This window comes from Geomonas propionica (assembly GCF_016458235.1).
GTDB classification, from domain to species: domain Bacteria; phylum Desulfobacterota; class Desulfuromonadia; order Geobacterales; family Geobacteraceae; genus Geomonas; species Geomonas propionica.
This window is the reverse complement of record NZ_JAEMHK010000007.1, coordinates 38,666-55,094: the sequence shown is the minus strand read 5'-3', so window position 1 is coordinate 55,094 and position 16,429 is coordinate 38,666. Positions and strand designations below refer to the sequence as shown.

General features: G+C 63.8%; 12 protein-coding genes. 3 read left to right on the top strand and 9 right to left on the bottom strand.

Going from position 1 to position 16,429, the window contains the following annotated elements:
* Positions 1–44: 44 nt before the first annotated feature.
* The 3 genes from JFN90_RS10660 to JFN90_RS10650 all read right to left on the bottom strand — a co-directional run bounded on the left by JFN90_RS10660 (position 45) and on the right by JFN90_RS10650 (position 4,622).
* A complete protein-coding gene (locus JFN90_RS10660) occupies positions 45–779 on the bottom strand; it encodes an amino acid ABC transporter ATP-binding protein (RefSeq protein WP_199395101.1) in 735 nt (244 codons plus the stop codon).
* Between the two features lie 482 nt (positions 780–1,261).
* Positions 1,262–2,686 (bottom strand): sigma-54-dependent transcriptional regulator, encoded by a 1,425-nt coding sequence (locus JFN90_RS10655; RefSeq protein WP_199395100.1) that lies wholly within the window; start codon positions 2,684–2,686, stop codon positions 1,262–1,264.
* 109 nt (positions 2,687–2,795) lie between these two features.
* Positions 2,796–4,622 carry a transporter substrate-binding domain-containing protein gene (locus JFN90_RS10650; RefSeq protein WP_236018948.1) on the bottom strand — a complete coding sequence of 609 codons (1,827 nt, stop codon included), beginning with the start codon at positions 4,620–4,622 and terminating at the stop codon, positions 2,796–2,798.
* 229 nt (positions 4,623–4,851) lie between these two features.
* Here JFN90_RS10650 and JFN90_RS10645 point away from each other — a divergent pair, with 229 nt between their 5' ends.
* Positions 4,852–5,346 (top strand): hypothetical protein, encoded by a 495-nt coding sequence (locus JFN90_RS10645; protein WP_199395099.1) that lies wholly within the window; start codon positions 4,852–4,854, stop codon positions 5,344–5,346.
* A gap of 3 nt (positions 5,347–5,349) precedes the next feature.
* Here JFN90_RS10645 and JFN90_RS10640 read toward each other — a convergent pair whose 3' ends face one another.
* Both JFN90_RS10640 and JFN90_RS10635 read right to left on the bottom strand, forming a co-directional pair.
* A complete protein-coding gene (locus tag JFN90_RS10640; RefSeq protein ID WP_199395098.1) occupies positions 5,350–5,649 on the bottom strand; it encodes a hypothetical protein in 300 nt (99 codons plus the stop codon).
* Entirely contained in the window at positions 5,633–6,946 is a 1,314-nt protein-coding gene (locus JFN90_RS10635) for an NfeD family protein (RefSeq protein ID WP_199395097.1), read from the bottom strand. Before JFN90_RS10635 ends, JFN90_RS10640 begins: the two co-directional genes overlap by 17 nt.
* A gap of 534 nt (positions 6,947–7,480) precedes the next feature.
* Between JFN90_RS10635 and JFN90_RS10630 the strand changes: the two genes are divergently transcribed.
* Positions 7,481–7,918, top strand: a complete 438-nt coding sequence (locus JFN90_RS10630) for a MarR family winged helix-turn-helix transcriptional regulator (RefSeq protein WP_199395096.1) — start codon at positions 7,481–7,483, stop codon at positions 7,916–7,918.
* Between the two features lie 118 nt (positions 7,919–8,036).
* Positions 8,037–8,630, top strand: coding sequence for a YceI family protein (locus JFN90_RS10625; protein WP_199395095.1), 594 nt, complete (start codon positions 8,037–8,039; stop codon positions 8,628–8,630).
* 280 nt (positions 8,631–8,910) lie between these two features.
* Here the strand turns inward: JFN90_RS10625 and JFN90_RS10620 are convergent, their stop codons facing one another.
* The 4 genes from JFN90_RS10620 to JFN90_RS10605 all read right to left on the bottom strand — a co-directional run bounded on the left by JFN90_RS10620 (position 8,911) and on the right by JFN90_RS10605 (position 16,427).
* Positions 8,911–11,556 (bottom strand): PAS domain-containing hybrid sensor histidine kinase/response regulator, encoded by a 2,646-nt coding sequence (locus JFN90_RS10620; protein WP_199395094.1) that lies wholly within the window; start codon positions 11,554–11,556, stop codon positions 8,911–8,913.
* 139 nt (positions 11,557–11,695) lie between these two features.
* Positions 11,696–13,327 (bottom strand): methyl-accepting chemotaxis protein, encoded by a 1,632-nt coding sequence (locus JFN90_RS10615; protein ID WP_199395093.1) that lies wholly within the window; start codon positions 13,325–13,327, stop codon positions 11,696–11,698.
* Positions 13,328–13,696: 369 nt separating this feature from the next.
* Positions 13,697–15,079: a sigma-54-dependent transcriptional regulator gene (locus JFN90_RS10610; RefSeq protein ID WP_199395092.1), complete on the bottom strand. Its 1,383-nt coding sequence runs from the start codon at positions 15,077–15,079 to the stop codon at positions 13,697–13,699.
* A gap of 298 nt (positions 15,080–15,377) precedes the next feature.
* A complete protein-coding gene (locus JFN90_RS10605; RefSeq protein ID WP_199395091.1) occupies positions 15,378–16,427 on the bottom strand; it encodes a protein-glutamate methylesterase/protein-glutamine glutaminase in 1,050 nt (349 codons plus the stop codon).
* Between the last annotated feature and the right edge of the window lie 2 nt (positions 16,428–16,429).

Genomic DNA, 16,429 nt, shown 5'->3' with positions numbered 1-16,429 from the left:
GGCACCCGCCGCAGGATCCAGCGTTCGACAGGTGAACGAGTTCTCTAGTGCATGGGCGACAGCAGTTGCTTCAGGAACTGCTTGGCGCGATCGTGCTGCGGGTTGCGGAAGAACTCTTCCGGCTGCGCCTCCTCGAGGATGACGCCGTGATCCATGAACACCACGCGGTCGGAAACCTCGCGGGCGAAGCCCATCTCGTGGGTGACGCAGACCATGGTCATGCCGGTGCTGGCGAGATCCTGCATTACCGCGAGCACCTCGCCGATCATCTCGGGGTCGAGCGCGGAGGTCGGCTCATCGAAGAGCATGATGCGCGGCTTCATGGCCAGGGCGCGGGCGATGGCAACGCGCTGCTGCTGGCCGCCGGAGAGCTGGGTCGGGTATGCGTCACGCTTCACAGCCAGGCCGACACGCTCCAGCAGTTCCATGGCCTGCTCCTGCGCTTCCTTCTTGGAGGTCTTGCGGATCTTGATCGGGGCCAGGGTGATGTTGTCGATCACCGAGAGGTGCGGGTACAGGTTGAACTGCTGGAACACGAAGCCCACCTCGGCGCGCAGCTTGTTGAGGTCGGTCTTCTTGCTCCTGAGGTCCATGCCGTCGACGACCAGGGTCCCTTCCTCGATCGGTTCCAACTGGTTGATGGTGCGGATCAGGGTGGACTTGCCGGACCCCGAGGGACCGCAGACCACGACCACTTCTCCCTGTTTGACGTGGAGATCGATCCCGTTAAGCACGTGAAGCTTTTTGAACCACTTGTGGACCCCTTCAAACTTGATCATCTGCTGCTCCTTTTCTATTTGTTGCCAATCGAGTCACTCGAAGCTGCTGCACAGGATATGGGCAGTTTCCCTGCCGGCCGTTCTCGCCAACCGTTGTTTGCCGACCGGCAAGGCGAGTAAGTGCAGAGTGTACCTCTCTATACAGCAAAGCCGGTGCCAAAGTGCCCGTAAGCAGCTAACAACTCGAATTGTTATCCGAATGAGCCAGTACCGCAGCCATGATTAGAAACAAAGGGGTATAACCACAAGTGGAAAGGTGTTTCAGGAGAGGAAGGAAGTAACGGAGAAAGGGGATTTTACGGCGGGTATAACATTCATTATAGGCTTAACGAAAGTTATACCCGTTTAAACAAAAAGCGGTTACGCAAAGAACAGGAAGCAGGCGCGAGGAACGCGAAGAAAAATCTCTATGGTTAAAACCAAGAGAGGTATTTCTTTGCGTCCTTCGCGGATGCTCAGAGTACTTCGCGTAACCGCTTTTTCTATTCGACTTTGCCGCCCCTCTGCAGCTTGAGCCTCTTACTGAGCGCAGGCTGCGATATCCCCAGCATGCGCGAGGCCATGCTCTGGTTGTTGTCGGAGCGCCGCATCGCCTCGGTCACCAGTTGCTCCACCGCGGCGCTCAGTGTCGGGATCTCGGGACAGGAGTAAAAGACGTTCTGTTCGCCCGCCGCAGCCTGTTCCGCGGGGACCTCCCCCTGCACTTCCATGACCTGGCGGAAGCTGTTCATGGAGAGCATGCGCGAGGAGTGCACGCTCATGGCGTCGTACACCATCGACCTCAGCTCGCGCAGGTTGCCCGGGAAACTGTAGTTGGCCAAGAGCGTCAGCAGTTCCTTGGGGTAGCTGGGGACCTTCTTGCCAAAAACCTCGGCGCTCTCCTTGAGGAAGTGATCAAGCAGCAGCGGGATGTCGTCCTTGCGCTCGCGTAAGGGTGGGATGTGGACATGGTGCGCCCTCAGGCGGAAGTAGAGGTCCTTCCTGAAGCCCCCGGCGTCCTTCTTCTTGGAGAGGTCGTGGTGCGTCGCCACGACGATGCGCGCCCGCAGCTGCTTGGGCTGGTCGCTCCCCAGCGGGTAATACTCCCCCTCCTGCAAAAGGCGTAACAGTTTCACCTGGCAGTGAAGCGAGAGGTCCCCGATCTCGTCGAGAAAGAGCGTCCCCTCGGCGGCCTGCTCCACCATGCCGCTGCGGCTCTCGTCGGCGCCGGTGAAAGCCCCCTTCTTGTGCCCGAACAGGGTGTCGGTGAAGACGTTGTCCTCCAGCCCGGCCACGTTGACCGGGACCAGGGGACCGTCGCCGCGGCTTAACGTGTGGATTGCGCGGGCGATCAGCTCCTTGCCTACGCCGCTCTCCCCGGTGACCAGGATGGGCTGGGTGCTCTTGGCGACCGCCTCGATGTACTGGAAGATGGAGCGCATCGCCTTGTTGCTGGTGACCATGGGGGCGAAGGCCTCCGGGCACTCCAGGCGGTCGTTGAGGAAGCGGCGTCGCATCTCCTTGTTTTCCCGCTGCAGCTCCTGCATCCGGATGGCGCGCCGCACCGATTCGAGGATGCGGTCCTCCTCGTCGGTCTTCACGAGGTAATCGAAGGCGCCCAGGCGCATGCAGGAGACCGCGGTCTCGATCTGGTTCAGGCCGGAAAGCACCACCACGGTCACCTCGGGATGTTCCTCGGCGATGCGGGCGAGGAGTTCCTGTCCCGAGAGGTAGGGCATGGTCAGGTCGAGCAGCACCAGGCCGATGTTGCCGCGGTCGAGCTCCCCCATTACGAGGCGGCTGTCGGTGAGCGCGGTGATGTTGCTGATGGCGCCCGGTCCCTCCAGCGTCATGCGCAGGCTACGCAGCCAGGGCGCCTCGTCGTCCACCAGCAGCACACCGAAGGCCGGATATAGTGCTTCGCTCATCTGCAACTCCTCTTCGTTTCTTAAATCAAAAGCGGGCGAATGATTATTCGCCCCTACAGTTCATCATCCTAAAGAGTGAGGGGGCAGTTCTCCGTGTCCTCTGTGGCCCTCAGAGTCCTCTGTGTTCCGGGTTTCCCCCCGGCGGCAGCGCCGGCAGCTCCATGGTCACCGTGGTGCCGAAGCCCGGCTCCGAATCGAAGTTCAGCGTGCCGCCGTGCTGCTTCACGATCCCCGCCGAGATGGAGAGCCCCAGGCCGCACCCACCTTCCTCGCGCTTGGTGGTGAAGAAGGGATCGGTGAGACGCGCCAGGTGCTCGGGCTCCACCCCCCTCCCCTCGTCGCGCACGGTGAGCAGCACCAGGTCGCGGAACCGGTCGTGGCGGGTGGAGATCTGGATACTCTTGCCGCTCCCCTCCAGCGACTGGGCCGCGTTCAGAAGGAGATTCACGATCACCTGCTCGATGCGCTGGCTGTTCCCCTTCACCCGCGGCAGGGTGTCGGCCAGGTGCGCCACAATCTGGTGCGAATTCTTCACCACCGTGTTCTCGACCAGGCGCAGCGCGGCCTGGGCGCAGGAGTTCAGATCCAGAAGCTCGGTCAGTTCGGCGCTGTCGCGGCGGGCGAAATCCTTCAGCTCGGCGACGATGCGCTTGATCCGCTTGGCCGCGTCCTGCGTCTCGGACAGCATGTGCGGCAGCTCCTCGCGCAGCCGATCGTAGCTGTGCCGCCCCAGCTTGAAGTCGCCGTGAATTCCACGGTACTCGTCCAGGATCGGCTGGGAGCCGCGCAGCACCTCCTCGAAACGGGGGAGGTTCAAAAGGATCAGCCCGTTGGGGTTGTTGATCTCGTGAGCGACGCCCGCCACCAGGGTCCCGAGCGAAGCGAGTTTGTCGGCCTGCACCAACTGGTCCTGGTGCATGCGGAGCTTCTCCAGCGCGGCCTGCTTCTCGGCCACCTCGCGGGCCAGTTCCTCGGTGCGCTGCGCCACCCGTTTCTGCAGGGTCCGCGACCAGACCACGGTCCCCCCGAGGATCAGCAACAGCGGCAGGGAAACGAGGGTCACGTAGCGTACCACCCGGCCCCAAGAAACCGGCTGCTGCTCCATCACCCCGAGCCACTTGTTGTGGATCTCCTGGAACTGCCCGGAGCGCTTCAAAATGGCGAGCCCCTCGTTGAAGCGCGCCAGCACCTCGGCGTTCCCCTTCTTTACCGCATAACCGTAGGCCTGGGTCATGATCGGTTCGGCCACCGGTACGATCCGCTTCAGCCCCATCTCCTTCTCCAGGTACATCCCGGTCAGCCGGGACACGAGAGCGCAATCGCCCCTCCCCTGGTTCAAGAGCCTGAGCGCCTCGGCCAGCGTGTCGGTGAGGATGAGCCGCGCCTTGGGGTCGAACCCTTTCATGAAGTCATGCATGATGCTGTTCTTCATCACGATGACTTCTTTGCCGCGCACGTCCTCGATGGACCTGATGCGCCGGTCGTCCCGGCGGATCCAGATGGACTGGAACAAAAGCGCGTGCGGCGTGGAGAAATCAACCTCGTTGGTGCGCTCCTGCGAGAACGCCATCCCCTGCAGGATGTCGACATCCCCCTGTTCCAGCGCGCGGCGCATGCCGTCCCACGGCCCCAGGGAGATCTCCACCTTGAAACCCATCACCTCGGCGATGGCGCGGGTCAGCTCCACGTTAAAGCCGGCGGGCTTGCCGTCGTGGTCGACAAACTCGTAAGGAGGATAGTTGAAATCCCCCCCGACCACGACCACCGCTTTGCCGACTCCGCCGCGCCCCAAGGTGTCGGCGCCCGTCGCCGAGGCGAACAGCGCCAGCAGCAGTACCAGAAGGAGCATGGCGGTGCGAGGGAGGCGCAGTCGCTTACGGCCTGCACCAGCGGCGCGGGATCTCTGGATGTAGTGTGCGAAGCGGAAAATGGGCAAGGGCAAGACACCTTAGCAGGGGATTTGCGGGATAGAGGACAATGGGAAATTAATGGCATAGACCGGCGGGTTATGTCAACCGCGATCAGCCGCCACGGAGAGGCCGGGACCAGACAGCCCCCCAAACATAATTGCATGCCCCCACTTGCTTTTTGGCGTGGGCCGGTATTATTTTTATCGTGACAACAGAAGTATTCCCTCTCTGGCAAGATCTACTATAGGTGATGACATGCGGCTATCTCTCTATCTCGAACATGGCGAACAGTTCTCCCGGGCCGCACTGAAACTTCCGGTGCAGACCCCCATCGATATCGAGTCCACCCTGCTCAACTGCTACATCGAAGTGCTGCCGGTGGCGGCGTCCTATTACATGGGCCCCGAGCACCTGCCCGGCATCGAGTTCCCGCACCCGGAAATCCGCGTGGTATTTCAACTCAAAGAACACCCGCAGGTGGCGGCCGTCTACTCCATCGACGTCTTCGTGACCGACGCAATGCTGAGCCTGATCAGCCATGCCCAGGGGCACACCCACGTGGACATCAACCGCAGGGCGGCGCACATCGAGAGGCTGATCTCCAACAAGCAGAACGGGCTCCTGGAACTGATCGGGTGCAACCACAACACCCTTATCGACCGGCTCACCCAGGCTTTCATCGCCCTGCGCGGCGCCTACCTGACCGCCCTCAACGAAGAAGGGTGCCTACCCATCCCGAAGCACTACTAGCGCTTACCGGGAATGACTGAAACGCTCGAGGCAGGGCCGGCACAGGCCCTCCTCGGGCTGCCACCCGGGCAACCTCTCCTGCACCCGCTCCAAAAGCCCCGCATCGTCCGCCCCCTGAGTCCGGTGCACCAATTCCGGGACTTCGATACCGCACACCGGGCACTCTACCCCGGCCGGCAACCGTTCCTCCCGTACCCCCGCAGTCAGGTTGGCGCGCTGGCGCTGCAGACAGGGAAGCCCCAACAGCCTATCCCCCAGCCGCAGGTCCCCCGACTCCTTACCCTTTTTACCCGATCCTGTCATGCTCCGTCCTGCCTTCCCCTTTCGCTCCCGCCTTGCGCACGGTAAGCATGAGCCCGGTTACGGCGACCACCTGTACCTTTTCACCTTGGCGCACCGGCTCCTCGCCGATCGCGTTCCAGTACTCACCCCTCAGCAGCACCTTCCCCTCCGGCGCGAGGTCGCTATCGGCCACACCAACAGACCCGATCATCCCCTCCACGCCGGTGATCGGTTTCTCCCGGTGTGCCTGGATCACCTTGACCACCACCACACCGAAGAAGAGCGCCGTCACCCCTACCGTTCCCGCCAGCACCTCCCAGGACAGGCGCAGGTACGGCTCGGGCGACGGGAAGAGCATCAGCGACCCGAGCACCATGGCCACCACGCCCCCGACCGCGAGCATGCCGTAGGAAACCACCTTGATCTCGGCGATGAACAGGATGATGCCCAAAAGGATCAGCCCGATGCCGGCGTAGTTGACGGGTAGGGTCTGCAGCGCGAAAAAGGAGAGCAGCAGCGAGATGCCGCCGATCACCCCAGGGAGGATCACACCCGGGTGGGCGAGCTCGAAAAAGATCCCGGCGATACCGAGCAGCATGAGCATGTAGGCGACATCCGGGTTACTGACCGCGTTCAGGATACTGTCGCGGGTCCCCATCTCGTGACTGACCACGCGCGCGCCGGCCAGATGCAGCACCACCTCGGTCCCGCCCCGCTGCACCCGCCGCCCTTCCAGGCTCGACAGCAGTTCCTGGCGGGTGGGAGCCACCAGGTCGATCACCCGCTGCTTCAGGGCGTCTTCGGCGGTGAGCGATATGCTCTGGCGCACCATGCTTCGGGCCAGTTCCACGTTGCGGCCGCGCTTGGCCGCGATTCCCGCGACATAGGCCTCGGCGTCGTTGACCAGCTTGGCCTCCATGACCGGGTCGGGTTTGCCTCCCAAGCCGACCGGGTGGGCCGCGCCGATATTGGTGCCGGGGGCCATGGCCAGGATGTCGGCGGAGAGGCCGATGACCGCCCCTGCGGAGGCCGCGCGCGCTCCGGCAGGGGCGACGTAGACCGCAACCGGGACCGGCGCCGCGAAGATGGCCTGGACCGCCTCGCGCATGGCCGTATCGAGCCCTCCGGGGGTATCCAGTTCCACCAGCACGAGCCGATCGCCGCGTTTCCCCGCCGCGTCCAGGTTCTCCTTCAGGAAGGACGCGGTGACGGGATTGATGGGGCCGCGCAGGGAAACGAGTCCCACCTGCGGCTCCTGCGCCTTCAGGCACAGCGGCAACACCACCAGTATCAGCAGCAACAGGAACAGCCGTTTCATTCGGCACCTCCGTAGAACCACACAGCAAATCAAAGGCAGGTTATTAACGCAAAGCCGCAAAGGCGCAAGGAAAAGCCCTTTCCACAAAGTCTTTTCTTAGCGTCCTCGCGTCTTTGCGTTAATACAGTTTGTTTTTTCCCTTGTTTTCCTGCCTTCAAAACAATCATGGCATCTGGCAGTTTTGGGTTAACACACCACCGCGTAATTTTCCATTAAAAAGGGGAGATGGCAACCCGCGCCCAGTACGAGCCCGGGGAGCGTCGAGCATGTTGCCAATAAGCGTTGCACATGCACAAGCGTCCCCTCCTTCGCAAAGGGGAGGACGCCGGTTCTCCTGCTGCGCTTCGTGAGCGGCAGATAGGGTCTGGCGAAATCCCTGACAAACCATTTTCCGAGACTCTCCCTTGTCGCAAAATCTAAATTCCAACAACTTGCATCTTTTTCACACCCACCTAAAAAAATAGTTTGACATTTAATCGTTTGGGGTTTAACTTTAAATCATCGAAACGATAGTTCTCAACGAAGAGGCAGATCATGAGACAAGACGCCAAGTCAAAACTCGCGCTGAACACCTACACCAAGCTGATGCGCGGCACCGAATCGGTGACCGCACGGGTGGGGCGCAAAATGTCGGACGCTGGACTCACCATCAGCCAATTCGGCGTGCTGGAAGCCCTGCTGCACAAGGGCCCCATGTGCCAGCGCGACGTGGCGATCAAGATTTTGAAAAGTACCGGCAACATCACCCTGGTCATCGACAACCTGGAAAAGCAGGGGCTGGTCCAGCGCGAGCGCTCCCTGGAGGACCGCCGCTACTGCACCGTGCTCCTCACGGAGAAGGGACGCGGCTTGATCGAAACCACCTTCGCCGAGGTCGAAGCGGCCATCGTCGCGGAGATGGGGGTGCTGACCGATGCAGAACAGGAAACCCTGGGGAAACTTTGCAAGAAACTAGGCTTACGGGAGGGATAGCGGACACAGAGATACCGGCAACTTTTTTTGACCAGATAATTTAACATCAAAAGACATCAACTAAAAAGATAACGACTAAAACCAAATCCGTAAAAAGGATCAGAAAAGGAGAAACACCATGAAAAGAATCATTGCAACCATAGCCGCAGTAGCAGCCCTGGCCCTCCCCGCACTCGCCTCCGCCACCACCTGGAACATCGACCCCGACCACTCCAGCGTCGGCTTCAAGGTCCGTCACCTCATGGTGTCCAACGTAAAAGGCAACTTCGAGAAGCACAAGGGGACCGTGGAGATCAACGACAAGGACATCACCAAGTCCAAGGTCAACGTCACCATCGACACCGCCTCGGTCAACACCAACGTCGCCAAGCGTGACGAGCACCTCAGAAGCGCCGACTTCTTCGACGTCGCCAAGTACCCGACCATGACCTTCACCTCGAAGAAGGTGGCCAAGGCCGGCAAGGGCAAGCTGAAAGTTACCGGCGACCTGAGCCTGCACGGCGTCACCAAGGAAGTGGTATTGAACGTGGAAGGTCCGGCCAAGGAGAGCAAGGACCCGTGGGGCAACTTCAGAAGCGGCGTTACCGCCAGCACCAAGATCAACCGTAAGGACTTCGGCCTGGTCTATAACGCCGCACTGGAGACCGGCGGCGTGGCAGTGGGCGAGGACGTCGACATCAACCTCGAGATCGAGATGATCAAGGCGAAGTAACTGCCGGCAGCACCGCTTGAAGCACCAAACAAATAAAGCGCCTGTTCCTTCATTGGAACAGGCGCTTTTGTCGTTTCGCCCCTCGGCCTCCCCACTCCCGCAAAGGAGGCAGAGGGGACTGGGAGGCAGAGGGGACTGGCTCCGCAGGTGCCAGTCCCCCTAGCGGGACGCTCATTTCAGCCCTGCCGACCTCCCAACGCCCGAAGGGGACAGGCACCTCGCGGAGCCAGTCCCCTCCTTCGGAAGGGGGCACGAAGATCGTTGATCGCGCAAAAGAGGTTCAGGCGTTGGCCCGGGAGGACCCATTCCCGGTCGCCTCCGCGGGCTGGCGCGGGTTGCTGCTGGTAAGGTTCTGCCACCCTTCGGCCTGCAGGCAGGCGATGGTCGCTTTCAGCTCCTCCCGGAAATCGGATAGCACTGCCGTCACATCCCCCTCCCCTTTCAGGGCGGTTTCCAGCCGCTGGGCGGCCCCGTGCAGAGGCAGCGCGGCCAGCACCCCGGCGATCCCCTTCACCGAATGGGCGAGGCGCGAGGCCTCCTCCCTGTTGCCGGCCCGGAGTTCCCGTTCGACCTCGCCCCCCTGGTCCTGGTACTCGCGCTCGAACTGCCTCAAGAGGTCGCGGTAGAGCTTGCGGTCCCCGCCGGTCTGCCGCACGCCGGTCTCGAAATCGACCTTCGCCACCTGAGGCCGCTCCTCGACCTGTTCCCGTCCCCCCGCCGCCGCGCTCCCCGGGCCGTTAAGCCACGCCGCGATGGCGCCGTAGAGGGAGTCCGGCGTGAAGGGCTTGGCGATGTGCCCGTCCATGCCGGCCTCGAGGCTCGCCGCCACATCCTGGTCCATGGCGTTGGCCGAGACCGCCAGGATGGGAAGGGACTCCGTCCCCGGCTTGCCCAGCGCCCGGATCTCCCGCGTCGCGGTGAGCCCGTCCATGCCCGGCATCCGGACATCCATCAGCACCAGGTCGAACTCTTTCGCCCGCACCAGCTCCACCGCCTCGGCGCCGTTGCCGGCGACTGTCACCTGCAGCCCACCCCGCTCTAAGAGCGCGAGCGCCACCTTCTGGTTGAAGGGATTGTCCTCGACCAGCAGAACCCGCTGCTGCCGGAACGGGGTGAAGCCCGCCTCTTTTTTCCGCTCGACCCTGCTGTCGGCGGCGGCGATGCCGAAGGGAAGCCAGAACGAGAAGGTGCTCCCAAGCCCCGGGATGCTCTCGCACCAGATCTCGCCCTTCATCATGGTGGTCAGGCGCTTGCAGATGGCGAGCCCGAGCCCGGTGCCGCTGTGGCTGCGGGTGATCGAGCCGTCCAACTGGGTGAAGGCCTGGAACAACTGGGCTTGGTCCTCCGCCAGGATGCCGATACCGGAGTCGCGCACCGCGAAGATCAGTTCGGCCGACCCCGCATCCTTGCGCGCCAGTTTTACCGCGAGCTGGACGCTGCCGTGGCGGGTGAACTTAAGTGCGTTGCTCAACAGGTTGTTGAGGATCTGCGCCAGGCGCATCGGGTCGCCGGTGATCAGATCCGGAATCTGCGAGTCCAGCTCGACGTGCAGATCGATTCCCTGCTGGCGCGCCCTGTGCGCGTAGACCGCCAGCAGTTCATCCACCACGGCCCGCACCGCGAAAGTGACCTGCCCGATCATGAGCTTGCCCGCCTCGATCTTGGAGAAGTCCAGTACGTCGTTGATGATCCCCAACAGGAGGTCGGCGGACACCATCAGCGTCTGCAGGTACTCACCCTGCCGCGGCGAGAGTTCGGTCTCCCGCAGCAGATGCCCCGCCCCGACGATTGCGTTCATGGGGGTGCGGATCTCGTGGCTCATGTTGGCGAGAAACTCGCTCTTCGCGGCTGAGGCGCGGGCGGACTTAACCGCCAGTTCGTTGGCGCGCTGCACCGTCCTGACCAACTGCCGGTTGGCCTCCTCCTGCAGGCGGGTACTTTCCTGGAGCGCCGCCTCGCTGCGTTTGCGCCGCGAGATGTCGAGCAAGATCCAGACAAAATTGCCCACTCCTCCCGTCTCGTCCAGGACCGGGGCGACCGTCACCTCCTGGTCCAGCGCCGTCCCGTCGCCGCGGTGCCCTACCAGTTCCCCCTGCCAGGGGCGCCTCGCCTCGAGGCTCTCGGCAAGCTCGGCCAACAGTTCCGGGTCGCGCTCCGAGCTGAACAGCGATTGCGGGTCCTTCCCCAGTAACTGCTCCGGGGTGCACCCGAGGATCCGGCACAGCGCCTGGTTGACCCAGATGATCCTCTCCTGCCGGTTGGCGATGATGATGCCGTTCATCGCCGCCTCAAGTGCCGCCCCCTGCAGGCGCAACCGCTCCTCGACCTCGCGCCGCGCGCTGACGTCCCGGAAGGTGAGTACGGCGCCGGGGCGGCTGCCGCCCGCGAGCGCGCTGCAGCTGAAATCAGCGCTGAAGGAGCTGCCGTTGTTGCGCCAGAGCAGTTCGTTGCGCGAGCGCTGCCGCCGGCCGCCGATAAAGGCCGGGTGCAACAGGCAACTTTGCTTGCCGCAACTGGTGCAGTCGAGGGTCCGGCCGTGGTGCATCACCTCGCGCAGGTCCCGCCCCGCCAGTTCCCCCTCCCGGTACCCCAGCAGTTCGTGTGCCGCCTGGTTGGCGAAGGTGACGTAGCCGGCGCCGTCCACCGAAACCACCCCCTCCTCGACCGACTGCAGCAGCAGCGCGGCGTGCGGCCCACCCTCCTCGGCGCCGGGGTCATCGCGCCGGGCCGTGTAGTGCCAGGCGAGGAACCAGCCGAAAACGGTGCAGGCGACGGCGATGAGCAGCAGTGCGGACTGCCTGAGGTCGAGACCGCCGCCGGCCCCTCCGCGCATGTTTTCCAGGATCAGGCAGGTGAGTCCCCCCTGCAGGATCACCAGGGCCAGCGTGCTCGTGATGGTTATTTTCAGGCTGCGTTCCGCGTTCATGACGCCACCTCTGTATGTTTGAACCAGTCTCGGCCGAAAACGCTCCGACCCTGGGGACGTATTTCATTCATCGGGGGGAACCGCGTCATCCTTGAGTGCAATGTCGCGGTCCCGCTTTCCGTCCAGCCGCAGCGCCGGGCTAGGCTACCCTGAAGCGGGCCACCAGCGTCTGTAGTTCGTCTGCCTGCTGGGCCAACTGGGCGGCGGCCATGGCGGTTTCCTCGGCCCCGCGCGCGGTGTGCTGCACCACGTCCGTTATCTGCTGGATGTTGGAGGTGACCTCCGTGGTGGTGGCGGTCTGTTCTTCCGCGGCGGTGGCGATCTGGCTCACCTGCATGGAAACCTCGCTGATGCACCTGAGGATGTCTTCCAGCGCCTGGCCGGAGCGTTGCGACGAGGCCGCTCCCTTCTCGGCCTCCTGCACCCCCTCGTCCATGGCGCGCACCGCGTCGCGGGTTTCGCCCTGAATCGCCTTGATCATCGCGCCGATCTCCTTGGTCGCCTTGCTGGTCCGCTCGGCCAGCGCCCGCACCTCGTCGGCGACGACCGCGAAGCCGCGCCCCTGATCGCCGGCCCGGGCCGCCTCGATGGCGGCGTTCAAAGCCAGCAGGTTGGTCTGGTCCGCGATGTCCTCGATGGTCCCGACGATGTCGCCGATCTCTTCGGAACGGTGCCCCAGCGCTTCAACGGTCTTCGAGGTCCTGCGCACGCGGCCGGCGATCTCTTCCATGCCTACGATGGTTTCCTGCACCACCTTGGCCCCCTGGTTGGCGGAGTCGGTGGACTGGCGCGAAGCCTCGGCGGCCAGAACGCAATTGCGGGCGATGTCCGCGCTGGTGGCAGCCATCTCCTCGCTGCCGGTGGCCACGGTCCCGGTCTGGGAAGCGACTTCCTCGGCGCCGGTGGCGATCTGGGCGGAGGTACCCTGCAACTGGGTCGAAGCGGACGCAATGCTGCTGGAAATCTGCACGGTCTGGGACACCAGGCCCCGCAGGCTCTGCACCATGTGCCCCATGGCCTGCTGGAGCTGGCCAGTCTCGTCCTGGGAATCAACCACCACCTCGACGGTCAGGTCCCCTTCGGCCAACCGGTTCGCTACCTGCACCGCCTTGTCCAGCGGGCGGGTGATCAACCTCGTGATGACCACGCCCAGCACCAGCGCAAGGATGAGCCCCAGCGCGATGAAAGCACCAATCGATCTGGCCGCCGACACGGCTGCCGCCTCGTTGTTCCGGGCGGTATCCTTCCCCTGGCGCTCTTTCAGCGCCATCAGCTTGTCCAGCAAATCCTGCTGTTTGAGGGCCGCGTCCTTGCCCGCACCGTGCAGAAGCTCCTTGGCCTCGGCATCGTGTCCCGAGCCCTCCAGCGCGAGGATCTTTTCCACGTAGCCCAGGTATGCCGACCTCGCCTGCACGAAGTCACGGAACAGGCCGCGCTCCTCGTCGCTGGTGACGGTTTTCTCATACCGAGCGGTGCGCTCGGAGATGTTCTGCCGCAGCGTCGTGACCGTGTCCACGTAACGCTGGCGCTGCGTCGGGTCGGTCGCCTCCACCGCGTCCCGCAAGTTGATGCGCACCCTCTGGAAGGAGACCGACATCCCGGCCAGCTCACCCAGGGGAACCGTCACCGTCTCGTAGGTCCTTTTCCCTTCCCGGTTGAGGTCGTTGGTGACCTTGATACCGATGTACCCGATCACTGCGGCTATGATGGCCACGCAGGCGAACCCTGCTGCCAGCTTGACCCCTACTTTAAGATCTCTGATCGTTTTCATGTCATGTCTCCCGTGTCTGAAGTAGTGGCGGCACCCTCCCCGGAGGGAGGTTGGTGGCCGGTACCGTCGCCCTGTCCCGTGTGGGACAATTAGGACCACCTTGATCTTGTATGAGCATAGCCGGTGCCAAAAGCATAACCGGCGTCTTTCCGGTACGTTGAATCGAACCGGGACAATCCCGGTTGTCCCCCAGCGGGACAGTGTGTGTGCGAACGGGACAAAGAGGAGGGGCAGTCAATTGACAACAGACGATTGACAATGACCTTTCCTGCACCGGAGCGGAATCATTCCCCGTCCCCGGCGGGGGAAGCCGGGAGTGGGGAGAATAAAAAAGGAGGGGACGCGCCAAGAGGAAGAGTCGAGGCGGGGTCAGGTACGGTAAAAGGCCTTGCGGTTCACTTTGAGCAGTTGGGACGCCCTGGACTTGTTGCCGCCGCAACGCTCCAGCGTAATGCCCAGGATCTGCTCGTTCAATGCGTCGAGGGAAAGCTCCTCGACGGGAAGGGTGAGCTGGTAGTTCACGCGGCTCGAATCGGTGGCACACGCACCGGCGCTCTCCTGCCCCGCCTCCGGCGCGGCCCCGGCAAGCCCCAGGTGGCCGGGACGGATCAGCTCGTTGTCGGTCAGGATGGCGGCCCGCTCCAGGCAGTTGCGCAGCTCGCGGACGTTGCCCGGCCAGCGGTACTCCAGCATCAGGTCCATGGCCTGCGGCGAGATTCCCGGCAGCGGCTTGCCCAGGTGCTGGCGCAACTGCTCCAGGATGTGGCCGGAGAGGATCGGGATGTCGTCCTTTCTCTGCCACAGCGGCGGGATGGTCAGCGGGAAGACGTTGACCCGGTGGTACAGGTCCTCGCGGAAGCGCCCCGCCGCGACCAGGTCGGCCAGGCTGCGGTTGGTGGCGACGATGACGCGGCAGGCGACCGGAATCGGGGTGTTGCTGCCGATTCTCTCGAAGACCCGTTCCTGGAGCACGCGCAAAAGCTTGGCCTGCAGGGAGAGCGGCATGTCGCCGATCTCGTCCAGGAGGATGGTCCCCTTCCGGGCCAGGCTGAACTTCCCTTCCCGGTCGCGGTCGGCTCCGGTGAAGGCGCCGCGCACGTGCCCGAAGAGCTCGCTCTCCATCAGGTGCTCGGGGATGGCGGCGCAGTTCACCGCCACGAACTCGGCGGGGAGCCCCATGCCGGCGAAGTGGATCGCCCGCGCCAGCACCTCCTTGCCGGAGCCGCTCTCGCCGTAGACGGCCACCGTGGTTTGGCGCGCCGCCGCAACCCGGGAGGCCAGCTCCAGCACCTGCTTCATGGCGGGGTTCACCGTCACGATGCTCTGGAAGGTGAAGCGCTCGGTCAAAAGCCCCTTGATCTGCTCGTTCTCCTGGACCACGTGCTGGTAGTCGAGCGCACGCTGGATGGTTATGCGCAGGTCTTCCGGATCGTAGGGCTTTTCCAGGTAGTCATAGGCGCCGCGCCGCATCGCCTCCACCGCGCTCTCCACGCTGCCGTGGGCCGTGATCACGATGATCGGCGTGGCCGGATACAGCTTCCGCACCGAGCCGATCAGCTGCAGGCCGTCCATCCTGGGCATGACCAGGTCCGAGAGCACCAGGTCCATCGGCTCCCGCTCGAGGATCTCCAGCGCCTGCAGCCCGTCGGCCGCGGTGAGCACGTCGTAGCCGATCTCGCGCAGTTGACGTTCCAGCAGGAAGCGGAACACGGGTTCGTCGTCTACGGCTAGTATCCTGGTGGTGTGAGGCATGTGGTCGGGCTCCGCGAGTTGAGTTCCCTGTCTTATCGGCAGCTCTCGGAGGAGCTTGAGCCGGTACTGGACGGGCGCGCGGAAGTGGTGCGGTAAAACAGGGGCGGAGCGGAATGCGGGGAGTCGCGCCGGTGAGGAACCATCGGTGCGGGCAAGGACGGGTGCGGCAAAGCGTGCGGCAGGAAACGGGGAAGAAAACCGGTAGGAAAGCCGGACAGAAAAGCCGGGCGTGCGGTCCCGGCCCAGGGAGAATGCGGCGGCGGGGCAGAACCCCGCCGCCCAGGTGAGGCGATCGTCGCTAAACCATGGCGGTGATGGTATCGGAAACCTGGTACAAGGGGACGGCGGCGTCCACGCTGACAGCTTCGGCGACCGCCTTGGGCATGCCGTAGACGATGGCAGTCTGCTCGGTCTCGACCACCACCCGCCCCCCGGCTTTCTTGATGGCGCGGGCCCCGTCGGCCCCATCCTTCCCCATGCCGGTCAACACCACACCCAGCGCCCGGCCGCCGCAGACCTCGGCGGCGGATTCGAAGAGGGCGTCGACCGACGGGCAGTGCAGGTGCCCGCCCGGCACCGGGTCGAGCCAGACCTGGAGGACGCCGTCCCTGCGCCTGAGGCGCATGTGCCAGCCGGCGGGGGCGAGATAGACGTTCCCCGCCACGACCGTCTCGCCGTCACTTGCCTCCCGCACCGTCAGGCTACTGTTGCGGTCCAACCGCGCGGCCAGCGAAGTGGTGAACCCCGGGGGCATGTGCTGCACGATGAGAACCGGGCAGGGAGGCTGCTCGAGCCGGCTCAGGACCTGTTGCAGCGCAGGGGGGCCGCCGGTCGAGGTCCCCACCACCACGACCTCGGTGCTGGAACGGTGCACGGTCCCGCGGCAGGGACGCGCCGGCTCCGGCTTTCGTGCCGCGCCGCGCAGCTTCTCCATGTCGACCCCGGCCGCGACCTTGATCTTTCCGGTCAGCTCCTTGGCCAGGGCGCCGATGTCCATGGCCCCTCCCGCGGAGCTCTTGTCGATGAAATCGACCGCTCCGATCTCGAGGGCCCTCATGGTCTTCTCCCCCCCCTTGCCGGTCAGGCAACTGAACATGATCACCGGCGCGGGGCACTCCTTCATGATCAGCTCCAGCGCGGAAAGACCGTCCAGGACCGGCATCTGCACGTCGAGGGTGATCACGTCCGGGGCCAGGTTCCTGGCCAGTTCCACCGCGCTTTCGCCGTTGGCGGCGACGCCGACCACCTCGATGTCCGCGCTGTTCTCGAACATCCGTATGATGGCCCGGCGCACGAATGCCGAGTCGTCCACGACCAGGAGCCTTATTTTTCTCTGCGAACCGGTCAAGC